This window comes from Streptomyces sp. NPDC050759, from assembly GCF_044456945.1.
GTDB lineage: Bacteria > Actinomycetota > Actinomycetes > Streptomycetales > Streptomycetaceae > Streptomyces.
The window spans coordinates 1-18,593 of sequence record NZ_JBITGI010000033.1 but is presented as its reverse complement, the minus strand read 5'-3'; the positions used below and the strand labels follow the sequence as shown (position 1 = coordinate 18,593).

At 70.8% G+C, this 18,593-nt stretch carries 20 protein-coding genes; 8 read left to right on the top strand and 12 right to left on the bottom strand.

Going from position 1 to position 18,593, the window contains the following annotated elements:
- The first annotated feature begins 1 nt into the window (after position 1).
- Positions 2 to 706: an AzlC family ABC transporter permease gene (locus tag ACIBJB_RS46890; protein WP_398940298.1), complete on the top strand. Its 705-nt coding sequence runs from the start codon at positions 2 to 4 to the stop codon at positions 704 to 706.
- Positions 703 to 1,011, top strand: a complete 309-nt coding sequence (locus tag ACIBJB_RS46885) for an AzlD domain-containing protein (RefSeq protein WP_398940287.1) — start codon at positions 703 to 705, stop codon at positions 1,009 to 1,011. The genes ACIBJB_RS46890 and ACIBJB_RS46885 overlap by 4 nt, the downstream gene beginning before the upstream one ends.
- Before the next feature lie 539 nt (positions 1,012 to 1,550).
- Here ACIBJB_RS46885 and ACIBJB_RS46880 read toward each other — a convergent pair.
- Positions 1,551 to 2,495, bottom strand: coding sequence for a hypothetical protein (locus tag ACIBJB_RS46880; RefSeq protein ID WP_398940286.1), 945 nt, complete (start codon positions 2,493 to 2,495; stop codon positions 1,551 to 1,553).
- 80 nt (positions 2,496 to 2,575) lie between these two features.
- On the opposite strand from ACIBJB_RS46880, the gene ACIBJB_RS46875 reads away from it, so the two are divergent.
- The gene (locus ACIBJB_RS46875) at positions 2,576 to 2,770 is read left to right on the top strand and encodes a DUF3046 domain-containing protein (protein WP_398940285.1); all 195 of its coding nucleotides are present in this window, start codon (positions 2,576 to 2,578) and stop codon (positions 2,768 to 2,770) included.
- A gap of 124 nt (positions 2,771 to 2,894) precedes the next feature.
- Entirely contained in the window at positions 2,895 to 4,154 is a 1,260-nt protein-coding gene (locus ACIBJB_RS46870) for an AI-2E family transporter (protein ID WP_398940284.1), read from the top strand.
- Positions 4,155 to 4,328: 174 nt separating this feature from the next.
- Here the strand turns inward: ACIBJB_RS46870 and ACIBJB_RS46865 are convergent, their stop codons facing one another.
- Entirely contained in the window at positions 4,329 to 5,129 is an 801-nt protein-coding gene (locus tag ACIBJB_RS46865) for a hypothetical protein (RefSeq protein WP_398940283.1), read from the bottom strand.
- Positions 5,129 to 5,533 (bottom strand): hypothetical protein, encoded by a 405-nt coding sequence (locus tag ACIBJB_RS46860; RefSeq protein ID WP_398940282.1) that lies wholly within the window; start codon positions 5,531 to 5,533, stop codon positions 5,129 to 5,131. Before ACIBJB_RS46860 ends, ACIBJB_RS46865 begins: the two co-directional genes overlap by 1 nt.
- Positions 5,534 to 5,865: 332 nt before the next feature.
- On the opposite strand from ACIBJB_RS46860, the gene recA reads away from it, so the two are divergent.
- Together recA and recX are read left to right on the top strand one after the other, a co-directional pair.
- A complete protein-coding gene (gene recA, locus ACIBJB_RS46855; RefSeq protein ID WP_398940281.1) occupies positions 5,866 to 6,990 on the top strand; it encodes a recombinase RecA in 1,125 nt (374 codons plus the stop codon).
- Positions 6,991 to 6,994: 4 nt separating this feature from the next.
- Positions 6,995 to 7,969 carry a recombination regulator RecX gene (gene recX, locus ACIBJB_RS46850; protein ID WP_398940280.1) on the top strand — a complete coding sequence of 325 codons (975 nt, stop codon included), beginning with the start codon at positions 6,995 to 6,997 and terminating at the stop codon, positions 7,967 to 7,969.
- Between the two features lie 218 nt (positions 7,970 to 8,187).
- On the opposite strand, the gene ACIBJB_RS46845 is transcribed toward recX, so the two are convergent.
- The 8 genes from ACIBJB_RS46845 to ACIBJB_RS46810 all read right to left on the bottom strand — a co-directional run bounded on the left by ACIBJB_RS46845 (position 8,188) and on the right by ACIBJB_RS46810 (position 14,567).
- On the bottom strand, positions 8,188 to 8,664 hold the full coding sequence (locus ACIBJB_RS46845) for a rhodanese-like domain-containing protein (protein WP_398940279.1): 477 nt from the start codon (positions 8,662 to 8,664) through the stop codon (positions 8,188 to 8,190).
- Positions 8,661 to 9,194 carry a cysteine dioxygenase gene (locus ACIBJB_RS46840; RefSeq protein WP_398940278.1) on the bottom strand — a complete coding sequence of 178 codons (534 nt, stop codon included), beginning with the start codon at positions 9,192 to 9,194 and terminating at the stop codon, positions 8,661 to 8,663. The genes ACIBJB_RS46845 and ACIBJB_RS46840 overlap by 4 nt, the downstream gene beginning before the upstream one ends.
- Before the next feature lie 76 nt (positions 9,195 to 9,270).
- Positions 9,271 to 9,318 carry a hypothetical protein gene (locus ACIBJB_RS46835; protein ID WP_309506048.1) on the bottom strand — a complete coding sequence of 16 codons (48 nt, stop codon included), beginning with the start codon at positions 9,316 to 9,318 and terminating at the stop codon, positions 9,271 to 9,273.
- A gap of 116 nt (positions 9,319 to 9,434) precedes the next feature.
- Positions 9,435 to 11,039: an FAD-dependent monooxygenase gene (locus tag ACIBJB_RS46830; protein WP_398940277.1), complete on the bottom strand. Its 1,605-nt coding sequence runs from the start codon at positions 11,037 to 11,039 to the stop codon at positions 9,435 to 9,437.
- A 177-nt stretch (positions 11,040 to 11,216) separates the two neighbouring features.
- Positions 11,217 to 12,119, bottom strand: a complete 903-nt coding sequence (locus ACIBJB_RS46825) for an amino acid ABC transporter permease (RefSeq protein WP_398940276.1) — start codon at positions 12,117 to 12,119, stop codon at positions 11,217 to 11,219.
- A complete protein-coding gene (locus ACIBJB_RS46820) occupies positions 12,116 to 12,784 on the bottom strand; it encodes an amino acid ABC transporter permease (protein ID WP_392659430.1) in 669 nt (222 codons plus the stop codon). The genes ACIBJB_RS46825 and ACIBJB_RS46820 overlap by 4 nt, the downstream gene beginning before the upstream one ends.
- A gap of 97 nt (positions 12,785 to 12,881) precedes the next feature.
- Entirely contained in the window at positions 12,882 to 13,730 is an 849-nt protein-coding gene (locus ACIBJB_RS46815; RefSeq protein ID WP_398940275.1) for a glutamate ABC transporter substrate-binding protein, read from the bottom strand.
- 60 nt (positions 13,731 to 13,790) lie between these two features.
- Positions 13,791 to 14,567 carry an amino acid ABC transporter ATP-binding protein gene (locus ACIBJB_RS46810; protein WP_398940273.1) on the bottom strand — a complete coding sequence of 259 codons (777 nt, stop codon included), beginning with the start codon at positions 14,565 to 14,567 and terminating at the stop codon, positions 13,791 to 13,793.
- A 301-nt stretch (positions 14,568 to 14,868) separates the two neighbouring features.
- Between ACIBJB_RS46810 and ACIBJB_RS46805 the strand changes: the two genes are divergently transcribed.
- Positions 14,869 to 15,555, top strand: a complete 687-nt coding sequence (locus ACIBJB_RS46805) for a response regulator transcription factor (RefSeq protein WP_398940272.1) — start codon at positions 14,869 to 14,871, stop codon at positions 15,553 to 15,555.
- 462 nt (positions 15,556 to 16,017) lie between these two features.
- Positions 16,018 to 17,400, top strand: coding sequence for an ATP-binding protein (locus ACIBJB_RS46800; protein WP_398940271.1), 1,383 nt, complete (start codon positions 16,018 to 16,020; stop codon positions 17,398 to 17,400).
- Here the strand turns inward: ACIBJB_RS46800 and ACIBJB_RS46795 are convergent.
- The gene (locus ACIBJB_RS46795; protein ID WP_398940270.1) at positions 17,390 to 18,385 is read right to left on the bottom strand and encodes a TAXI family TRAP transporter solute-binding subunit; all 996 of its coding nucleotides are present in this window, start codon (positions 18,383 to 18,385) and stop codon (positions 17,390 to 17,392) included. The two genes, ACIBJB_RS46800 and ACIBJB_RS46795, sit on opposite strands and share 11 nt — an antisense overlap.
- Positions 18,386 to 18,593 lie beyond the last annotated feature (208 nt).

The following is an 18,593-nucleotide window of genomic DNA, read 5'->3' as shown; positions in this document are numbered from 1 at the left end:
TATGCAAGCCGACGGTGGAGGCAGGCCGGACGCCGCCGTCGTACGAGACGCCCTCGGGGTCGGGGTGGCCGTCGGACTGTCCGGGTTCGCCTTCGGGGTGACCTCGGCCGGCAGCGGGCTCACCCTGACGCAGACCTGTGCGCTCAGCCTCCTGGTGTTCACCGGTGCGTCCCAGTTCGCGCTCGTAGGAGCCCTCGCGGCCGGCGGAAGCGCTCTTGCAGCGGCTGCCGGGGCCTTCTTCCTGGGGGCGCGCAACGCCTTCTACGGGCTGCGGCTGTCGCAGTTGCTCGCCCTCCCGCGCGTGCTGCGTCCCCTTGCCGCCCAGTGGGTCATCGACGAGACGGCGGCCGTCTCGCTGGCTCAGCCCACGCGGCGCAGTGCGCGCATCGCGTTCGCCGTCACGGGGCTGAGTCTGTATGTGTTGTGGAATCTGACGACCTTGCTGGGAGCCCTGGGAGCCGACGCGATCGGGGACACGCGCGCGTGGGGGCTGGACGCGGCCGGGCCCGCCGTCTTTCTGGCGCTTCTGGCGCCCATGGTGGGGAGCGCCACCGAGCGGGTTGTGGCCGGGCTCGCCGTGCTGCTGGGGCTCGGGCTGCTTCCTGTGCTGCCCGCCGGGGTGCCGGTGCTGGCGGCCGCGCTTGCCGCGCCACTTGTTCTGTGGGTGCGAGGACGTCGTGAGCGGGTGCGGAGGGAGGGGCGGTGAACGTCTGGATCGCCATCGGTGCCACCGTTCTCGGTTGTTACGCCGTCAAGCTCCTCGGGCTGCTCGTGCCTGCCGGCGTTCTGGATCGGCCCCTGGTGAAGCGCCTTGCCGCATTGCTGCCGGTGGCACTTCTGGCCGCGCTCACCGCGCAGCAGACCTTCGCCGACGGGCGGGTGCCGGTGATCGACGCGCGGGCCGCGGGGCTCGCCGCAGCCGCCGTGGCGCTGCTCCTGCGAGCGCCGTTCCTCCTCGTGGTCGCGGCCGCGGTGGTCGTGACGGCGGGGGTGCGGGCCGTCGGGGGGTGACGGCGGCGGAGGTTGGGTCATGGAGGGTCCTGGCGACGGAGCTCGGTCCATGGGGCCTGACGGGCGGGGGTCGGCCATGCCGGCGCTGCGGTGGGGGTCCGGACGTGGAACGTGGAGGGTCGTGGTGGCGGGGCGCGGTCCATGGGCCTGACGGGCGGGGGTCGGCCATGGGGGCGCTGCCGCGGGGGATCGGCCATGCGGGCGCTGTGGTGGACGTCCGGACGTGGAGGGTCATGGTGGCGGAGCGCGGTCCGTGCGGCCTGACGGGCGGGGCTCAGCCATGCGGGCGCTGCGGCGGGGGCCGGCCGTGTGGGCGTAGCGGCGGGGTCCGGTCATGGGGGCGTGGCGGCAGGAGCCGGGCCATCGGGGCCGTGGCTGGCGGAGGTTCGGGCGTGCGGGTGTGACGGCGGAGGTTCGGAGCGTAGGGACGTGCGAGGCCGCCGTCACGCGCGTGCTGGTGTGGCCGTCGTACGGCATGGCGGAGCTGGGACGCCTCGACGCGGTCGTCGCCCAGGCCGGAATCTGCCCCCTGGAGCGGCTCAGCCCACCTCGCGGCCGTACGCCCGCAGTGTGCGCAGGGCCTCGATCGTCACCATGGGGCGCGTTTCGAGGGCCGTGGACGGTGCCCACTGGGGCCGGCGGGTCGGCCAGCCGCCGTCCTCCTGCTGCTCGGCCGCGAGGTGGTCCAGCGAACGGGACATCTCGGCGTCCGTGAACCACGCGCGCGCGAGGGAGCCCGGCGTCTTCGCGTAGTCGTGCGGGAAGTGGTGCTCGCCCGGGGCGTAGCCGGGGGAGACGGGGAACGCGGCGAGGTTCGAGGGGTCCAGCGCGGCCAGACGGTGCTCGCGCACCAGTCGGCCGAGGCGGTCGGCGGTCGCCTCCGCGCGCCGGCGGTCGGGGACGGAGTCCAGGAAGGTCACGGCGGCCTGGATCTCGTACGGGTGGGACACCTGGAGGGACTCCACCGCCTGCCAGCAGAAGTCCGTGGCCCGGAACAGCCAGGCGTGCCACACGTCGTTGCGGTGCAGCAGACCGACCACGGGACCGGTGGTGAGCAGATCGCTCGGCGGGCCGTCCACGACCGGCATGAAGGGAGCCGTCGGATAGCCGCGCTGGGCGGGAGTGACCGCCGGGAGGGCGCCGTCCGGGGTGGACACGGAGGTGAGATAACGGCACACGCGCTCCACGCGCTGTCCGCCGCAGCGTCCGACGGCGTCCAGGACCCGCAGGGCGTGACCGGTGTGCAGGGGCTGGCTGACCGGGCCGCGCAGATCGGGCTCCAGCGCGTGACCGTACCCGCCGTCCGCGTTGCGGTAGGCCTCCAGGGCCGTCTCCACCGGGTCGGGGCCGGCGTTCAGGAAGTGGTAGGCGAACAGACGCTGTTCCAGCACGCGCGCGGTGAGCCAGACGAGGTGCTCGGCGCGGAAGAGCGGGGAGTGCGCCGGTGGCGTCTGGGGGAGTGGGGAAGCTCCTGTTTCGGGCATGCGTCAGACCGTAGGGCGGAAAGCGGTCTCGGCAGGCGGTCCCGGCCGAGGCCCACCCTCAGGGGCGGGATACTGGAGTCATGCGGTTGACGGTCTTCTGGCAGCGGATGGCGGAACACTTCGGTCCGGGGTACGCCGACACCTTCGCGCGCGATCACGTGATGACGGAGCTCGGCGGGCGCACGGTGCACGAGGCGCTGAACGCCGGCTGGGACGCCAAGGACGTGTGGCGCGTGGTCTGCACCGTCATGAACGTTCCGGCCGAGAGGCACTGAGACGGCGTGGACGTTCCGAGGAGAAGTGCCGACCGGGCGTGAACATCTCACGAAAGAGGCACTGACCGGTCACGAAGATCGCAGCACGGCGCCGATTGTCAGTCGCGTGGGCGAGACTTGCTCCGTGGCACCCACTGACGAGTCCGGGCAGGCAGCCCAGCACGCATCTCCGCTCGGCACGACGCCGCCCACCCGGCCCCCGGCCGACGGCGCCGGGCCGAACGCCCGCATGCCGCGCTGGCTGCCGCGCGCCATGGTGCTCGCGCTCGCCCTCATCGCCGTGTTCCAGCTCGGCAGTTGGGCCTTCCACCAGCTGATAGGCCTGCTGACCAATATCCTCATCGCCTTCTTCCTGGCCCTGGCCATCGAACCCGCGGTGAGCAAGATGGCGGCGCGCGGCATGCGCAGGGGGCTCGCGACCTTCCTCGTCTTCTTCGCGGTGCTGATCGTGACCGCCGGCTTCGTCACGCTGCTCGGCTCCATGCTGGCGGGACAGATCATCAAGATCGTCGAGGACTTCCCGAACTACCTCGACTCCGTCATCGCCTGGATCAACGGGCACTTCCACACCGATCTGAAGCGGGTGGACGTCCAGGAGGGGCTGCTGCGCTCCGACTGGCTGCGCAACTACGTGCAGAACAGCGCCACCGGCGTCCTGGACGTCTCCGCCCAGGTTCTCGGCGGGCTCTTCCAGTTGCTGACGATCGCGCTGTTCTCGTTCTACTTCGCCGCGGATGGCCCGCGGCTGCGCCGCGCGATCTGCTCCGTCCTGCCGCCCGCCCGCCAGGCCGAGGTGCTGCGCGCCTGGGAGATCGCCGTGGACAAGACCGGCGGTTACATCTACTCGCGCGGTCTGATGGCCCTTGTCTCCGGGGTCGCGCACTTCGTCCTGCTCCAGGCCCTGGACGTGCCGTACGCGCCCGTGCTCGCCGTCTGGGTCGGCCTGGTCTCGCAGTTCATCCCGACCATCGGCACCTATCTCGCGGGCGCCCTGCCCATGCTGATCGCCTTCACGGTCGATCCCTGGTACGCGCTGTGGGTGCTGGTCTTCGTAGTGATCTACCAGCAGTTCGAGAACTACGTGCTGCAGCCCAAGCTGACCTCGAAGACCGTCGACATCCACCCCGCGGTCGCCTTCGGCTCGGTCATCGCGGGCACCGCCCTCCTCGGTGCGGTCGGCGCGCTGATCGCCATCCCGGCGGTCGCCACGCTGCAGGCGTTCCTGGGGGCGTACGTGAAGCGGTACGACGTCACCGACGACCCCCGCGTCCACGGGCACCGGAAGCGGGGCGAGGGGCCCTCGCCGGTCACGCGCGTGCGTGCCCTGTGGGAGCGCCGGCGGCCGAGAACGCAGGCATCCGGCGACGGTGACGGCTCGTCCTGAGGGCGCCGGGTTCAGTACGCGAGGGGGGCCCACACCCCGGCGCCGCGTCCACGGGCACCGGAAGCGGGGCGAGGGGCCCTCGCCGGTCACGCGCGTGCGTGCCCTGTGGGAGCGCCGGCGGCCGGGAACGCAGGCATCCGGCGACGGTGACGGCTCGTCCTGAGGGCGCCGGGTTCAGTACGCGAGGGCGGCCCACACCCCGGCGCCGATGACGGCCATGACGTAGGAGCCGATCGCCGCGTACAGGATCCGCCGCCGTAGCGGTTCGCTCCAGGGCGTGCGGGACAGCAGCCAGGCCAGTGCGGGCAGGACCAGGACAGCGTGCAGGCTCACGCCGTGCAGTGGCTTGAGCGGGGCGGTCGAGTGGTAGGCCGCCTCCTGGTGACCGGTGCGGGTGAGGACGACACCGCGCGCGATCATCGCGGCACCCGAGGCCAGCGCGACGAGCAGGATCGCGAACCCGGACCGCACCGCGAGGTCCATCCCCGCCGGGCCCGAGGGCCGGTGGCGGAAGGAGACGACCGCGAAGACCGTCAGCAGCAGCACCAGGACGCCACCGCCCACCGCGAGCGTCATGGACACCGCCGTGTCGAAGGGCGTCTCCATGTCGAGGTGCGAGGGCACCCCGCGCCACGCCTGGAGGGTGATGCCCCCGACCTCCACCACACAGTCGGCAGCGAACACCGCGAGCAGCAGGGTGCGCAGCCGGGGGCCCACGCGCAGATACGACGTGACCCAGGTGACCGCGATCAGGGTCACCCCGAAGGACACTCCGAACGTCACCGGCTTGCGCCACGAGACCGGCCCGGCCCAGGGGCCGCCGTCCACGGCGAACACCACCAGGTGCCCGAGCCCGGAGAGAACCAGGAGGACACCCGTGGCGTGGCAGAGACGCTCCACGCGGCGTGCGCCACGGGCCCGTGGCGCCGACGTCCGTGTCGGCACCACGGGCGCTTCCGCCGGGACCGGGTCCATCAGCGCCGTGCTCCCTTCCGGGCCAGGGTGGCCGCGGCCCCGGCGATCACCAGGGTGGTGAGGGCGACGAGCTCGGCTGCGGTCGAGGCGATGAGCGCGGTGTCTCCCGAGGAGAGGTGGTCGCCGGTGTTCGGGGTCAGGATCGCGCCCGTGCCGATGAACAGGCCGACGCCGAGGGCGAGTCCGGTCGTCGCGCGGTTCGTGCGCCAGACCAGCAGGGCCGCCGCCACGAGCGGGATGACGAGTCCGGGCGGGACGGTGGGATAGTCCGCTCCGGCGGCGATCTGGCCGACGATGGACGCGGCCAGCAGGAGCAGTGCGGACAGGGTCGCGAGGACGGCGGGGGAACGTGCCGTGCCGTTGTCGTTCCGGGTGGTCTCGGGGGTGTTCGTCGGGGTCTCCATGGCACCAGACTCGCGAGAACGGCCCGCCCGGTCGTCGTACCGCCGAAGACACCTGAAGTACGCCGCGGGAAGTAGCCGGAGTGTGGCGGAGGAAGCCGTCGGAGCGTGCCGCAGGAAGTGACCCGGGTGTCGTGTGGTGCGCTTGACACGAAAATCGAACATCCATTCTTATGGAACTTCCGGCGAAGTCAGCGGCGGGCGTTTCGGCATGGTTTGCATGGAGAAGTGCCCTAGTTATCCACAGGCCGGACGGGCGTCGGGACGCATTGTCAGTGGCAGGCGTTAGCGTCTTTGACGTGAAGCGATCGACTCAAGCAAATCGGGTGGAACCCATGGCAGGAACCGACCGCGAGAAGGCGCTCGACGCCGCGCTCGCACAGATTGAACGGCAGTTCGGCAAGGGTGCCGTGATGCGCCTGGGCGAGCGGCCGAACGAGCCCATCGAGGTCATCCCCACCGGGTCGACCGCACTCGACGTCGCCCTCGGCGTCGGCGGCCTGCCGCGTGGCCGGGTGGTGGAGGTGTACGGACCGGAGTCCTCCGGTAAGACGACCCTGACGCTGCACGCGGTGGCCAACGCCCAGAAGGCCGGTGGCCAGGTCGCCTTCGTGGACGCGGAGCACGCCCTCGACCCCGAGTACGCGAAGAAGCTCGGCGTCGACATCGACAACCTGATCCTCTCCCAGCCGGACAACGGTGAGCAGGCTCTGGAGATCGTGGACATGCTGGTCCGCTCCGGCGCCCTCGACCTCATCGTCATCGACTCCGTCGCCGCGCTCGTCCCTCGCGCGGAGATCGAAGGCGAGATGGGCGACAGCCACGTCGGTCTGCAGGCCCGTCTGATGAGCCAGGCCCTGCGGAAGATCACCAGCGCGCTCAACCAGTCCAAGACCACCGCGATCTTCATCAACCAGCTCCGCGAGAAGATCGGCGTGATGTTCGGCTCCCCGGAGACCACGACCGGTGGCCGGGCGCTGAAGTTCTACGCCTCGGTGCGGCTCGACATCCGTCGCATCGAGACCCTGAAGGACGGTACGGACGCGGTCGGCAACCGCACCCGCGTCAAGGTCGTCAAGAACAAGGTCGCGCCGCCCTTCAAGCAGGCCGAGTTCGACATCCTCTACGGCCACGGCATCAGCCGCGAGGGCGGCCTGATCGACATGGGCGTGGAGCACGGCTTCGTCCGCAAGGCCGGCGCCTGGTACACGTACGAGGGCGACCAGCTCGGCCAGGGCAAGGAGAACGCGCGCAACTTCCTGAAGGACAACCCCGACCTCGCCAACGAGATCGAGAAGAAGATCCTGGAGAAGCTGGGCGTCGGCGTACGTCCGGTGGAGCCGACCGCCCAGCCGGGTGCGGACGCCGCGGTGTCCGCTGCCGCGGACGAGGCCGCGAAGGTGCCGGCTCCGGCGGCCGCGAAGGCGACGAAGGCCAAGGCTCCGGCCGCCAAGAGCTGATCCTGTGACACGGCGAACCGACTGGGCCGAGTACGAGGACGCTCCGCGAGGGTGGAGCGGAAAGGGCGACGGGGGTTCTGCCGGGCCGGGCGGCGACGGGGACGGTACGGACGGGGGACACGGCCGCTCGGTGTCGTACGGCATGGGGCGGATCGGCGATGAGCCGACGGGCGACGCGGACGGGGGATTCGGCCGCGTGACGTCGTACGGCGTCGAGGGGGCCGGCGGCGATGACCTGGCGTACGGCGCCGGCCGGTCCCACCGCGGCAGGACGTACGGCGACGGTGGGCCGAGCGGCGACGAGTCCGGTGACGGGGCGGCGCGCGGTTCCGGGGCGTTCGGTCGGAGCTCGCGTCGAGGCGGCCAAGCCCCGGGCGGTTCCCGGGGGCGTCGGCAGCGTCGGCGCGGCTTCGGGGAGTCGCCCGGCGAGGACGGAGGCGGCCCCTCCTTGTCGAGGGCCGAGAAGGGGGAGCCTCCGGCGGACCCGGTGGAGCGGGCGCGGGCGATCTGTCTGCGCCTGCTCACCGGGACCCCGCGCACGCGGAAGCAGCTCGCCGACGCCCTGCGCAAGCGGGAGATCCCGGACGACGCCGCCGAGGAGGTGCTGTCGCGGTTCGAGGAGGTCGGACTGATCAACGACAGCGCGTTCGCGGATGCCTGGGTGGAGTCCCGGCACCACGGCCGGGGGCTCGCCCGGCGTGCGCTCGCCCAGGAGCTGCGGACCAAGGGCGTCGACTCCACATTGATCGACGCGGCCGTCTCGCAACTCGACTCCGAGCAGGAGGAGGCGACGGCCCGCGAGCTCGTCGACCGCAAGCTGCGCGCGACGCGCGGCCTCGACCGCGACAAGCGTCTGCGCCGCCTCGCCGGCATGCTCGCCCGCAAGGGCTACTCCGAGGGCATGGCCCTGCGGGTGGTCCGGCAGGCGCTGGAGGAGGAGGGCGAGGAGACGGAGTTCCTCGGCGACGAGGGGTTCTGAAAGGGGGAGTTCTAGGCGCCGCGTCGGACACAGGCGATGCCCGGCGCCAGGGGAAGCATCACCGGCCAGGATCAAGCGCCTCCCCGGCTGGCAAGCAGCAGGAAGAGCGCGGGCCGTCACCGGCACCGCCGTGGCCCTGCTGCGCGACGAGGACATCGACACGATCGCGGACAGCCGGGTGCGCCCGGCCACCGAGCGACCGCGGACCCGGCCCCGCTCTACTGCCCGCCCGGCATCGGCTGACGTTCCGGCAGTCCGGGAGCCGCCGTCCCGACGGCCCGGGTCGTGACCGGCAGCCCCGCCGCCCGCCAGGCCTGGAAACCGCCGACCAGATCCGTGGCCCGGCGCAGCCCCAGCCGGTGCAGGGACTCCGCCGCCAGGCTCGAGGCGTACCCCTCGTCGCACACCACCACGACCCGCAGATCATGGCCCGTGGCCTCGGAAAGGCGGTGGCTGCCCCGCGGGTCGAGACGCCACTCCAGCTCGTTGCGCTCGACGACCAGGGCACCCGGGATCAGCCCGTCGTGCTCGCGCAGGGCCGCGTAACGGATATCCACCAGCAGGGCCTCACCGGCCTGGACGGCTTCGTACGCCTCCCGGGCGCCGACCCGCTCGTAGCCCGTGCGCACCCGCTCCAGCAACTCGTCGATGCCGGGCGCCTGTTCGACCGTACGACCAGCAGGCGGGGCGCTCACTGCCAGTCCTCAGGCCGCTCCACGTGCTCAAGGCGGAGGATCTGGCCCGTGCGGCTGTAGCGGCGGATCTGAGGGAGGGGCGGGTAGTAGGCGTGCACGGAGATCGCGTGGGTCTCGGTGGACTCGTTGAGGACCTCGTGGACATGGTGCTGTCCGAACGAGCGGCCCCTGCCGGCCGGCAGTCGTCGCTCGCGGTCCACGTCCTCGGAGAGTTCGAGGGTTTTCCAGCCGTCGGCGGGCAGCCGGGCGGCGAGCGAGTTCTCCTTGAGCTCTCCGGCGGCGATGGTGAAGGCGCCGACCGACTCGGCGTGGTCGTGCCAGCCGGTGCCGGTGCCGGGCGGCCAGCCGATCAGCCAGGCCTCGCTGCCGCCGGGCCCCTCCAGGCGCACCCAGGTGCGGCCCTCCGGGTCGAGGGGGAGCGAGTCGATCAGCTCGGCGTCGGCGGCGGTGCGCCGTACGAAGTCGAGGAGGTCGGCCTGGGTGGGCGGCGCGACGGAGGACACCGAGGGAAAAGCGGGTGAGGCAGACACGGACACCGTCCTGAGAAGAGTTCGCGAGAGCGTGCCGTCGCACGGACACGGCACGCAAGGAAGTGAAGGGGCGAATTCAGCAGGACGGGCGACACACGCAGCCCGCATAGCGGACGAGGTCCATATGGACCCTCCGCCACAGGCGCACACAGGTGTCGGTCACGATCCGGAGTACACCATGAGGGCCCGGAGCGTTTCAACTCACCGTCACTATGTGGACGCACAGTGACGGTGAGCACGTCAACGCGAGCCGGCCCCCGCGTTCGCCTCGGCTTTCGCCGGCGGCCCGCCGAGCGCCGTCTCGGCCGCCGAGTAGAGGTCGGCGGGGCGGACTCCGCTCAGCGCTGTGACGAGGTGACCGTCCGGCCGTACGAGAAGGACCGTGTGCGGGGCCGCACCCGGGTACTCCTCGGCGACCAGGAGTTCGGCGTGGTGCGGCAGCGCGGTCACCGACGCGGCCAGGCGGGGCATGATTCCGGCGGTCACCCAGTGCTTGCGCTCCCACACTCCGGTGCCCGGCGCGACCAGTACGACCAGCAGCGCGCCGCGGCCCAGGCGCTCGCGCAGCCGTACGAACGAGCCGTCCTCGGCGGTGACCCGCACATCCGTGACCATGGCCCCCGGCAAGGTGTCGACGGGTACCTCCCCTTCGAGGTGCCGGGGTGCGAGGGGCGAGTCGGCGTACGCCCCCGGCGCGCCGAGCGGGCCGCGCCCCAGGTGACCGTCCGCGAGCAAGGCGTCGTGGCCGCGAGCCGAGCCGGGGACGACCGAGCGCAGCCCCCCGCCGCCACGCAGCAGCGGCAGCGCCTGGTCGGCGGCGCGCAGCCGTCCGGCGACGACCGCGCGCCGCTCGGTCTGGTAGCTGTCGAGAAGCGCCTCGTGCGATCCGTGGTGCCAGGCCAGGGCGAGCTTCCAGGCGAGGTTGTCGGCGTCCTGGAGGCCCTCGTCGAGGCCCTGAGTGCCGAGCGCTCCGAGGCAGTGCGCCGCGTCCCCGGCGAGAAAGACCCGCCCGGCGCGCCAGCGGCGGGCCAGCCGGTGGTGCACGGTGTGGACCCCGGTGTCGAGGAGTTCGTACGGCGGTGTCGAACCGCCCGTCCAGCCGGCCAGGGTCTCCCGGACGCGGGCCACCAGGAGCTCGGGGGTGACCAGGTCCTTGCCCGGCGGCAGCAGCCAGTCCAGGCGCCACACGCCCTCGGGGAGCGGGCGGGCGGTGATCTCCGCGGCCGACGGTCCTGACGTCCGCCACGGCGGCATCCGGTGCAGCAACGCCCGGTCCTCCCAGGGGAGTTCCGCGCGCAGGGCGGCGACCGCGTGGCGCTCCACCGCCGTACGGCCCGGGAAGCGGATGTCCTCGAGCTTGCGCACGGTGGAACGCGGGCCGTCGCAGCCGACCAGGTAACTGCCGCGCCACCAGGTGCCCTTGGGGCCGCGAGTGTGGACGGTGACGCCCGAGGGCTCCTGCTCGATCGTGTCGAGACGGCTGTCGGTGGTGAGCTTGACCAGTCGCTGCTCGGCCAGGGCGGCGCGCAGGGCGCCGGTCAGGACGTGCTGCGCGAGGTGCAGGGGGGCGTCTCCGGCCTCCTCGAAGTCGACCTCGCGCATCACCTGCTTGCGGCGCATCGACCGCCATCCGGCCCAGTGCACACCGAGCTCGGTGACCGGCACTCCGGTCAGCCGCGACATGAGAGCGGCGGTGTTCTCGTGCAGTACGGCGGTCCGGGCCAGACGGGGTTCGTCCTTGCCCGGACCCTCGTCGAGCACCACGGAGGGCACCTCCTGACGCGCCAGCGCCAGGGCGAGCGTGAGCCCGACGGGCCCCGCTCCGACGATGATCACCGGGTCCACGGCGCGGCGCCCCCCGCCCGCAGCGGCATGCCGGGAGATGTATGTGAACAGGAGGGTGGGGCAGGGTGCACGATCACAGAACGTATGCAACCCATTGCCGGTGCTTGCGTCAAGTGACGGAGGGCAGTGGCGATCATGCCACTGCCCTCCGTGCCTCTCAGACCAATTGACGGGCCATCAGGCCGAGGCGCCCGTCCCGAAGCCGCCGCCCACCTCGGCGGCGTTGAGATCGTCCACGTCCCCCGCGCCGAGCACCGCCCCCGTGCTCCTCTTGCTGCGCCGCAGCCTGCGCTCCAGCCAGCTCGCGAAGCTGGTGAGGGTGAAGTTCAGCGCGATGAAGATCAGCCCCACGACGATGAAGCTGGGGACGACGTTGGCGTAGTTGGCCGCCAGCGTGCTGCGCGAGTTGAGCAGTTCGGTGAAGCCCAGCATCACGCCGCCCAGCGCGGTGTCCTTCACGATGACGACCAGCTGGCTGACGATGGCCGGGAGCATCGCGGTGACGGCCTGGGGGAGCAGGATGCTGGACATCGTCTGGCCCTTGCGCAGACCGACTGCGTAAGCCGCCTCCGTCTGCCCCTTGGGCAGCGAGAGGATGCCGGCCCGGACGATCTCGGCGAGCACCGAGGCGTTGTAGAGCACGAGGCCGGCGACAACGGCGTACAGGGGCCGCTGCTCACTGCTGACGTCCGTGTACTCGACGTAGAACTGGTTGGCGAACAGCATCAGCAGCAGGACCGGAATCGACCGGAAGAACTCGACCACCGTGCCGGCCACGCCCCGCACCCAGACGTGGTCGGACAGACGGGCGATGCCGAAGACCGCGCCCAGCGGCAGGGCGATCACCATGGAGATCGCCGCGGCCTTGAGGGTGTCGCCCAGGCCCGGCAGGAGGTACGTCGTCCAGGCCTCACCGGTGGTGAAGGGCTCCCAGAGGCTCCACGCCAGCTGGTTCTTGTCGTCCATCTTCTGCCACACCCACCACAGCAGGAGGGCGAGGAGCACGCTGAAGACGATCGACAGGAGGACGTTGCGCCGTTTGGCGCGGGGTCCCGGGGTGTCGTAGAGGACCGAGCTCATCGCTTCACCGCCAGTCGCTTGGCGAGCCAGCCGAGGAGGAGGCCGGTCGGCAGGGTCAGTACCACGAAGCCGAGCGCGAAGACCGCGCCGATGGCGAGCGTCTGGGCCTCGTTCTCGATCATTTCCTTCATCAGGAGGGCGGCCTCGGCCACGCCGATCGCGGCCGCCACGGTGGTGTTCTTGGTCAGCGCGATGAGCACGTTGGCCAGTGGGCCGATGACCGAGCGGAAGGCCTGCGGCAGCACCACGAGGCGCAGGGTCTGGCTGAAGTTCAGCCCGATCGCGCGAGCCGCCTCGGCCTGGCCGAGCGGCACCGTGTTGATGCCGGAGCGGATCGCCTCGCAGACGAAGGCCGCGGTGTACGCGATGAATCCGAGCACCGCCAGCCGGAAGCTCAGGGCGTCGAAGTTGTCCGCCGCGCCCAGCGTCATGCCGAAGATGTCGGCGAGGCCGAGCGAGGAGAAGACGATGATGACCGTGAGGGGGATGTTCCGGACGATGTTGACGTACGCGGTGCCGAATGCGCGCATCAACGGGACCGGGCTGACCCGCATCGCGGCCAGCAGGGTGCCCCAGATCAGGGAGCCGACGGCGGACAGGGCGGTGAGTTTCACCGTCATCCAGAACGCCCCGAGGACGTCATAACCTTCTAGAAAGTCGAACACGATCTCCCGCGCTTCCGGGTGTGTGAGGCGTACGTGGACGGGCGCGGCGCGCCGCCGCCCTGATCGCGGCGGGCGGCGGCGCGCCGGTGGTCCCGCGTTACTTGACGATGGCGCCGATCTTCGGGGCGGGCTCGTTCTTGTAGCCGGCCGGGCCGAAGTTGTCGTCGACCGCCTTCTGCCAGGAGCCGTCGCTGACCATCTTCTCCAGGGCGGCGTTGACCTTGTTCAGGGTCGCGGTGTCGCCCTTCTTCACGCCGATGCCGTAGTTCTCGTTGCTCAGCTTGAGGCCGGCGAGCTTGAACTGGCCCTTGTACTTGTCCTGCGCCGCGAAGCCCGCGAGGATCGAGTCGTCCGTGGTCACCGCGTCCACGGCGCCGCTCTGCAGGCCGGCGATGCACTCGGAGTAGCCGCTGTACTGCCTCAGCTGGGCCTTGGGGGCGAAGTCGTCCTTGACGTTCTGCGCCGAGGTCGAGCCGGTCACGGAACACAGCTTCTCGCCGTTGAGGTCCGTGGCCTCGCTGATCTTGGAGTCCTTCTTGACCAGCAGGTCCTGGTGGGCCAGCAGGTACGGGCCGGCAAAATCGACCTTCTGCTTGCGCTCGTCGGTGATCGAGTAGGTGGCCGCGATGATCTTCACGTCGCCACGGGAGAGCGCATTCTCACGGTCGGCGCTCTTGGTCTCGACGAACTCGATCTGGTCGGCCTTGTAGCCCAGCTGCTTGGCCACGTACGTCGCCACGTCCACGTCGAAGCCGGAGAAGGAGCCGTCGGGCTCCTTCAGGCCGAGACCGGGCTGGTCGTACTTGATACCGATCTTGATCTTGCCGCCACCGCCGCTGGAACCCGAGCCGGAGCTGTCGTCCTTGCTGTCACCGCCGCAGGCGGTCGCGGACAGGGCGAGGGCGAGAACGGCGGCCGAGGCGGCGGTGACCTTGCGGAGCTTCATGGTGAACATCCTTTGGTGGTGAAGAGATGAGGGCCGTCGGTGGTCGATCCGGGTGGCACGTCAGTGGTGCAGGATCTTCGACAGGAAGTCCTTGGCACGGTCGCTGCGCGGATTGCTGAAGAACTGGTCGGGCGCAGCCTCCTCGACGATCCGTCCGTCCGCCATGAACACCACGCGATTTGCAGCCGATCGTGCGAACCCCATTTCGTGCGTGACGACGATCATCGTCATGCCGTCGCGGGCGAGCTGCTGCATGACCTCCAGCACCTCGTTGATCATCTCAGGGTCGAGCGCCGACGTGGGCTCGTCGAAGAGCATGACCTTGGGGTCCATCGCCAGGGCACGGGCGATGGCGACTCGCTGCTGCTGACCACCGGACAGCTGGGCGGGGTACTTGTCCGCCTGCGTGGTGACGCCGACCCGGTCGAGGAGGGCGCGCGCCTTCTCCTCGGCCTGCTTCTTGTCGGCCTTGCGGACCTTGATCTGGCCCAGCATCACGTTCTCGAGCACGGTCTTGTGCGCGAAGAGGTTGAAGGACTGGAAGACCATTCCGACGTCGGCGCGCAGCCGGGCCAGTTCCTTGCCCTCCTGGGGCAGCGGCTTGCCGTCGATGGCGATCGAACCCGTGTCGATCGTCTCCAGGCGGTTGATGGTGCGGCACAGGGTGGACTTCCCGGACCCGGAGGGTCCGATGACCACGACGACCTCGCCGCGGGCGATCGTCAGGTCGATGTCCTGGAGTACGTGCAACGCGCCGAAGTGCTTGTTGACGCTCTTCAGGACGACCAGTTCGCCGGTTGGGACCACATCTTCCTTGGCCACCGATACTTCGGTCATCGCTCTCTGGCTCCGTCCTCCTCGGTTTCGGAGGACAGTAGTAACCCCACGCGACCAGCGTCATTAGTCTTGAGGGGAATCTGAGCATCACGATCCGATAGCAATCGGACACGTGTCGTAGCACTTGCGACCAGTGCCCATATCGGCCGGGTAACGGAACCGCGCCGCAACCGGAACGCCCTTGACGCCGTCCTCATCCATCAGCATGACTGCACGATGCGCACGCGCGTGTGCGTCCGCACATTTGTACCTGTTCACTGCACATTCAGATAGTACGTCCGATGGACCAAAGGGGGCCGGGGTGAGACTTCTCCTCGTCGAGGACGACAACCACGTGGCTGCCGCGCTGTCCGCGGTGCTCGCCCGGCACGGCTTCGACGTCACGCACGCCCGCAGCGGCGAGGAGGCCCTCCAGGCGCTCGTCCCGGAGGTCGACGGCTTCGGCGTCGTGCTCCTGGACCTCGGACTGCCCGACCAGGACGGTTACGAGGTGTGCGGCAAGATCCGCAAGCGCACGAGCACTCCGGTGATCATGGTCACCGCTCGCTCCGACGTGCGCTCCCGCATCCACGGGCTCAACCTCGGCGCCGACGACTACGTGGTCAAGCCGTACGACACCGGGGAGTTGCTCGCCCGCATCCACGCCGTCAGCCGGCGCACCGTCCACGAGGACGTGTCGGGCGGCGGGGACACCGCGCTGGTCCTCGGCGCCGTGCGCATCGAACTGCCGACCCGTCAGGTCACCGTCGACGGCACGGTCGTCCAGCTCACCCGCAAGGAGTTCGACCTCCTGGCGCTGCTCGCCCAGCGGCCCGGAGTGGTCTTCCGGCGCGAGCAGATCATCAGCGAGGTCTGGCGCACCAGCTGGGAGGGGACCGGCCGCACGCTGGAGGTACATGTGGCGTCCCTGCGGGCGAAGCTGCGGATGCCGGCACTGATCGAGACGGTGCGGGGCGTGGGGTACCGGTTGGTGGCGCCTGGGGTGTGAAGGCCTGGGCTGGGGGCTGGGTCAAGGGCGGGCACCGTTTGGGGTGACGGGCGGGTCGGGTTGGGGGGTAGGGCCTGGCGTGAGGGACGGCGGTGAAGGTGCGGGACGCGGAGCTGTGCGAGGCTCGGGGTGAGGGATTCCGGGCAGGAGAGGGACGGTGTCTGTGGGCGCGGGTGAGTGCGGCGGCGAGGGTGCCCGCGTGATCGGTGACGGCCCTGGGCGGCTCGGCTCTGGTGCCCGGGGCGGTTCGGGCCAAGGTGTCAAGTGGTGCCGGGGCGCGGTGCGGCAGGGGCTGGGTGCGGGTGGGATCCGGAACCAGTGGGCCGTTCCCGTGTGCGCATGGCGTGTGGCCCTGCTGCGGCAGAGTCCGGGCGTGCATCGCGTCCGGCGGTGTCAGAGCGTGCGCAGTGCGGCCCGCGTGTGTGGGGGCTCGCGGCTTCGGTGCGGGGCGTAGGCGGGGTCGTGCGTACACGTCTTCTTCCGCTGCTCATCGTCCTCATGGCCGCCGTGCTGATGGCCCTGGGCGTGCCGCTCGCCATCGGTGTCGCCTCCGCCCAGCAGCAGAGGGTCGTCGTCGACCGGATCGACGACACCGCGCACTTCGCGGCGCTCGCCCAGTTCGTCACCGACGCCTCCGACGAGCGCCTGGAGACGCTGGAGAGTGAACTCGCCAGCTACTACAAGGTCTACGGCATTCGGGTCGGTGTCTTCTACGACGGTGATGTGCCCATGGCCACCGCGCCCCGCGGATGGTTCCTCCCCCGGGAGGGTGAGGTGCGTGACGCGTTCGGCGAGGCGCTGCTCAGCCGCCGAAGCCAGGACCCCAAGCAGGTCTGGCCCTGGCAGCGGGGGCGGCTGGTCGTCGCCTCGCCGGTGATCCGGGACGGTGACGTCATCGCGGTCGTCGTCACCGACTCGCCCACCGGACCGATGCGTTCGCGGATCCTGCACGGCTGGCTCGTCATCTTCGCGGGCGAACTCGCCGCCATGCTGCTGGCCGTCGGCGCCGCGCTGCGGCTGACCGGCTGGGTGCTCAGGCCCGTGCGGGTCCTCGACGCCACCACGCACTCGATCGCGAGCGGGGCCCTGAAGTCCCGGGTCGCGGTCGCCGGTGGGCCGCCCGAACTCCGGCGGCTGGCCCGCTCGTTCAACGAGATGGCGGACAACGTCGAGGACGTCCTGGAACAGCAGCGGGCCTTTGTCGCCGACGCGTCCCACCAGTTGAGGAATCCGCTCGCGGCCCTGCTGCTGCGTATCGAGCTGCTCGCCTTCGAACTTCCCGAGGGGAACACCGAGATCGCCTCCGTGCAGACCGAGGGCAAGAGGCTGGCCCAGGTTCTCGACGACCTCCTTGACCTCGCGCTCGCCGAGCACACCGAGGCGGACCTCGGGATCACCGACATCGGGGAGCTCACCGCCGAACGGGTCGCCGCCTGGACACCCACCGCCGAGGCCAAGGGAGTGCGGCTGGTGGGGAGTTGTCCGCCCACCACCGCCTGGGCCGACCCCGTCACCCTCTCCAGCGCCCTCGACGCGGTCATCGACAACGCGATCAAGTTCACGCCCGAGGACGAGACCGTCGAGGTCACGGTCGCCGCGGACGGGAACACCTCGACGGTCGTCGTCGCCGACCGCGGACCCGGGCTCACCGATGAGGAACTCGCCCGTGTCGGCGACCGGTTCTGGCGCAGCGGCCGGCATCAGAACATCAAGGGGTCCGGTCTCGGGCTGTCCATCTCGCGGGCACTGCTGGCTGCCGGGGGTGGCGCGATCTCGTACGGCCACCATGAGCCGCACGGGCTGGTCGTGACCGTGTCGGTGCCCCGTAGCCGCCCTACGGTTTGACCGAGCGGTAGTAGCGACGGGCGCCCTCGTGGAGGGGGACCGGGTCGGTGTAGATCGCCGTGCGTACGTCGACCAACTGGGCGGAGTGGACGTCGTGGCCGATGCCGTCCCTGCTCTTGATCACGGTCCGGGTGAGCCACTCCGTGAGCTCGGGGTCCATGTCCTTGCGGGTGATCAGCAGGTTGGAGACGGCCATCGTCGGGACGGTCCTGTTGTTCTGGACGGACGGGTACGCCGACGCCGGCATGTTGGTGGCGCGGTAGTAGCGGGTGGGCTCGCCCTCGGCGTGCAGCTTCGCCACGAGGGAGGGTTCGATCGGGACGAAGCGGAACGCCGAGCGTTCGGCCAGCTGCTTCAGGCCGTCCGTGGGCAGGCCGCCGGACCAGAAGAACGCGTCCAGGCCGTGGCCGAGGAGCTCGGGTCCGGTGTCGATGCCCGCGGCCCTCGGCTGGATGTCCTTGTCCGGGTCGATGCCGGCGGCGTTGAGCACGCGGTCCGCTATCAGTCGTACGCCGGAGTTGGGGACGCCGATGGAGACGCGCTTGCCCTTCAGGTCGGCGATGGTGCGGATGTCCGAGTCCGCGGGGACGACGAGCTGTACGTAGTCGTCGTAGAGGCGGGCCACGCCGCGGAGCTGGTCGGCGCCGGGGTCGCCGTTCTGCTGGTAGGTCTCCACCGCGTCGGCCGCGGCGATGGCGAAGTCGGCCTTTCCGTTCGCCACGAGTCTGACGTTCTCCTGGGATCCTGCGCTGGTCTCCAGTTTCACCTTCAGGTCCGGCATGTCCTTGCGGATCGCGTTGTCGAGGAGCTCGCCGTACTTCTGGTAGACGCCTGCCTTTGTGCCCGTGCTGAAGGTGATCGTGCCGGCCGGGGGGTCCTCCCCCAGCGGGAGCAGCCACCACAGGAGCAGGCCGAGGGCCACGATCGTGACGGCCGCGGTCTGGAGCGCCTGGCGGGGGCTGAGGCGGGGGAACGGCTTGGGCATGCCGGTGATCCTGCCAGGGGGAGGGGGGGCTGGCCAGTGCCGCCGGGGGTGGGGCGGATTCGGGTGCGGGTTCGGTGGGGGCGGGCGTTTTGCGCAGTTCCCCGCGCCCCTTTGTGCCTGCGGCGGCCTGTTTCGGCTCCGGTGGGGGCTTGTGTAGCGCGTGCGGGTGTGTGGTGGGTCGGGGCCGGGGTGGGGGGGGGGGGGGGGG

What these genes read in the sequence shown, in the direction of transcription:
- ACIBJB_RS46795 (WP_398940270.1), bottom strand. Translation starts at nt 18,385, where the DNA reads ATGCCCAAGCCGTTCCCCCGCCTCAGCCCCCGCCAGGCGCTCCAGACC.
- recA (WP_398940281.1), top strand. Translation starts at nt 5,866, where the DNA reads ATGGCAGGAACCGACCGCGAGAAGGCGCTCGACGCCGCGCTCGCACAG.
- ACIBJB_RS46810 (WP_398940273.1), bottom strand. Translation starts at nt 14,567, where the DNA reads ATGACCGAAGTATCGGTGGCCAAGGAAGATGTGGTCCCAACCGGCGAA.
- ACIBJB_RS46890 (WP_398940298.1), top strand. Translation starts at nt 2, where the DNA reads ATGCAAGCCGACGGTGGAGGCAGGCCGGACGCCGCCGTCGTACGAGAC.
- ACIBJB_RS46865 (WP_398940283.1), bottom strand. Translation starts at nt 5,129, where the DNA reads ATGGACCCGGTCCCGGCGGAAGCGCCCGTGGTGCCGACACGGACGTCG.
- ACIBJB_RS46815 (WP_398940275.1), bottom strand. Translation starts at nt 13,730, where the DNA reads ATGAAGCTCCGCAAGGTCACCGCCGCCTCGGCCGCCGTTCTCGCCCTC.
- ACIBJB_RS46825 (WP_398940276.1), bottom strand. Translation starts at nt 12,119, where the DNA reads ATGAGCTCGGTCCTCTACGACACCCCGGGACCCCGCGCCAAACGGCGC.
- ACIBJB_RS46880 (WP_398940286.1), bottom strand. Translation starts at nt 2,495, where the DNA reads ATGCCCGAAACAGGAGCTTCCCCACTCCCCCAGACGCCACCGGCGCAC.
- ACIBJB_RS46875 (WP_398940285.1), top strand. Translation starts at nt 2,576, where the DNA reads ATGCGGTTGACGGTCTTCTGGCAGCGGATGGCGGAACACTTCGGTCCG.
- ACIBJB_RS46860 (WP_398940282.1), bottom strand. Translation starts at nt 5,533, where the DNA reads ATGGAGACCCCGACGAACACCCCCGAGACCACCCGGAACGACAACGGC.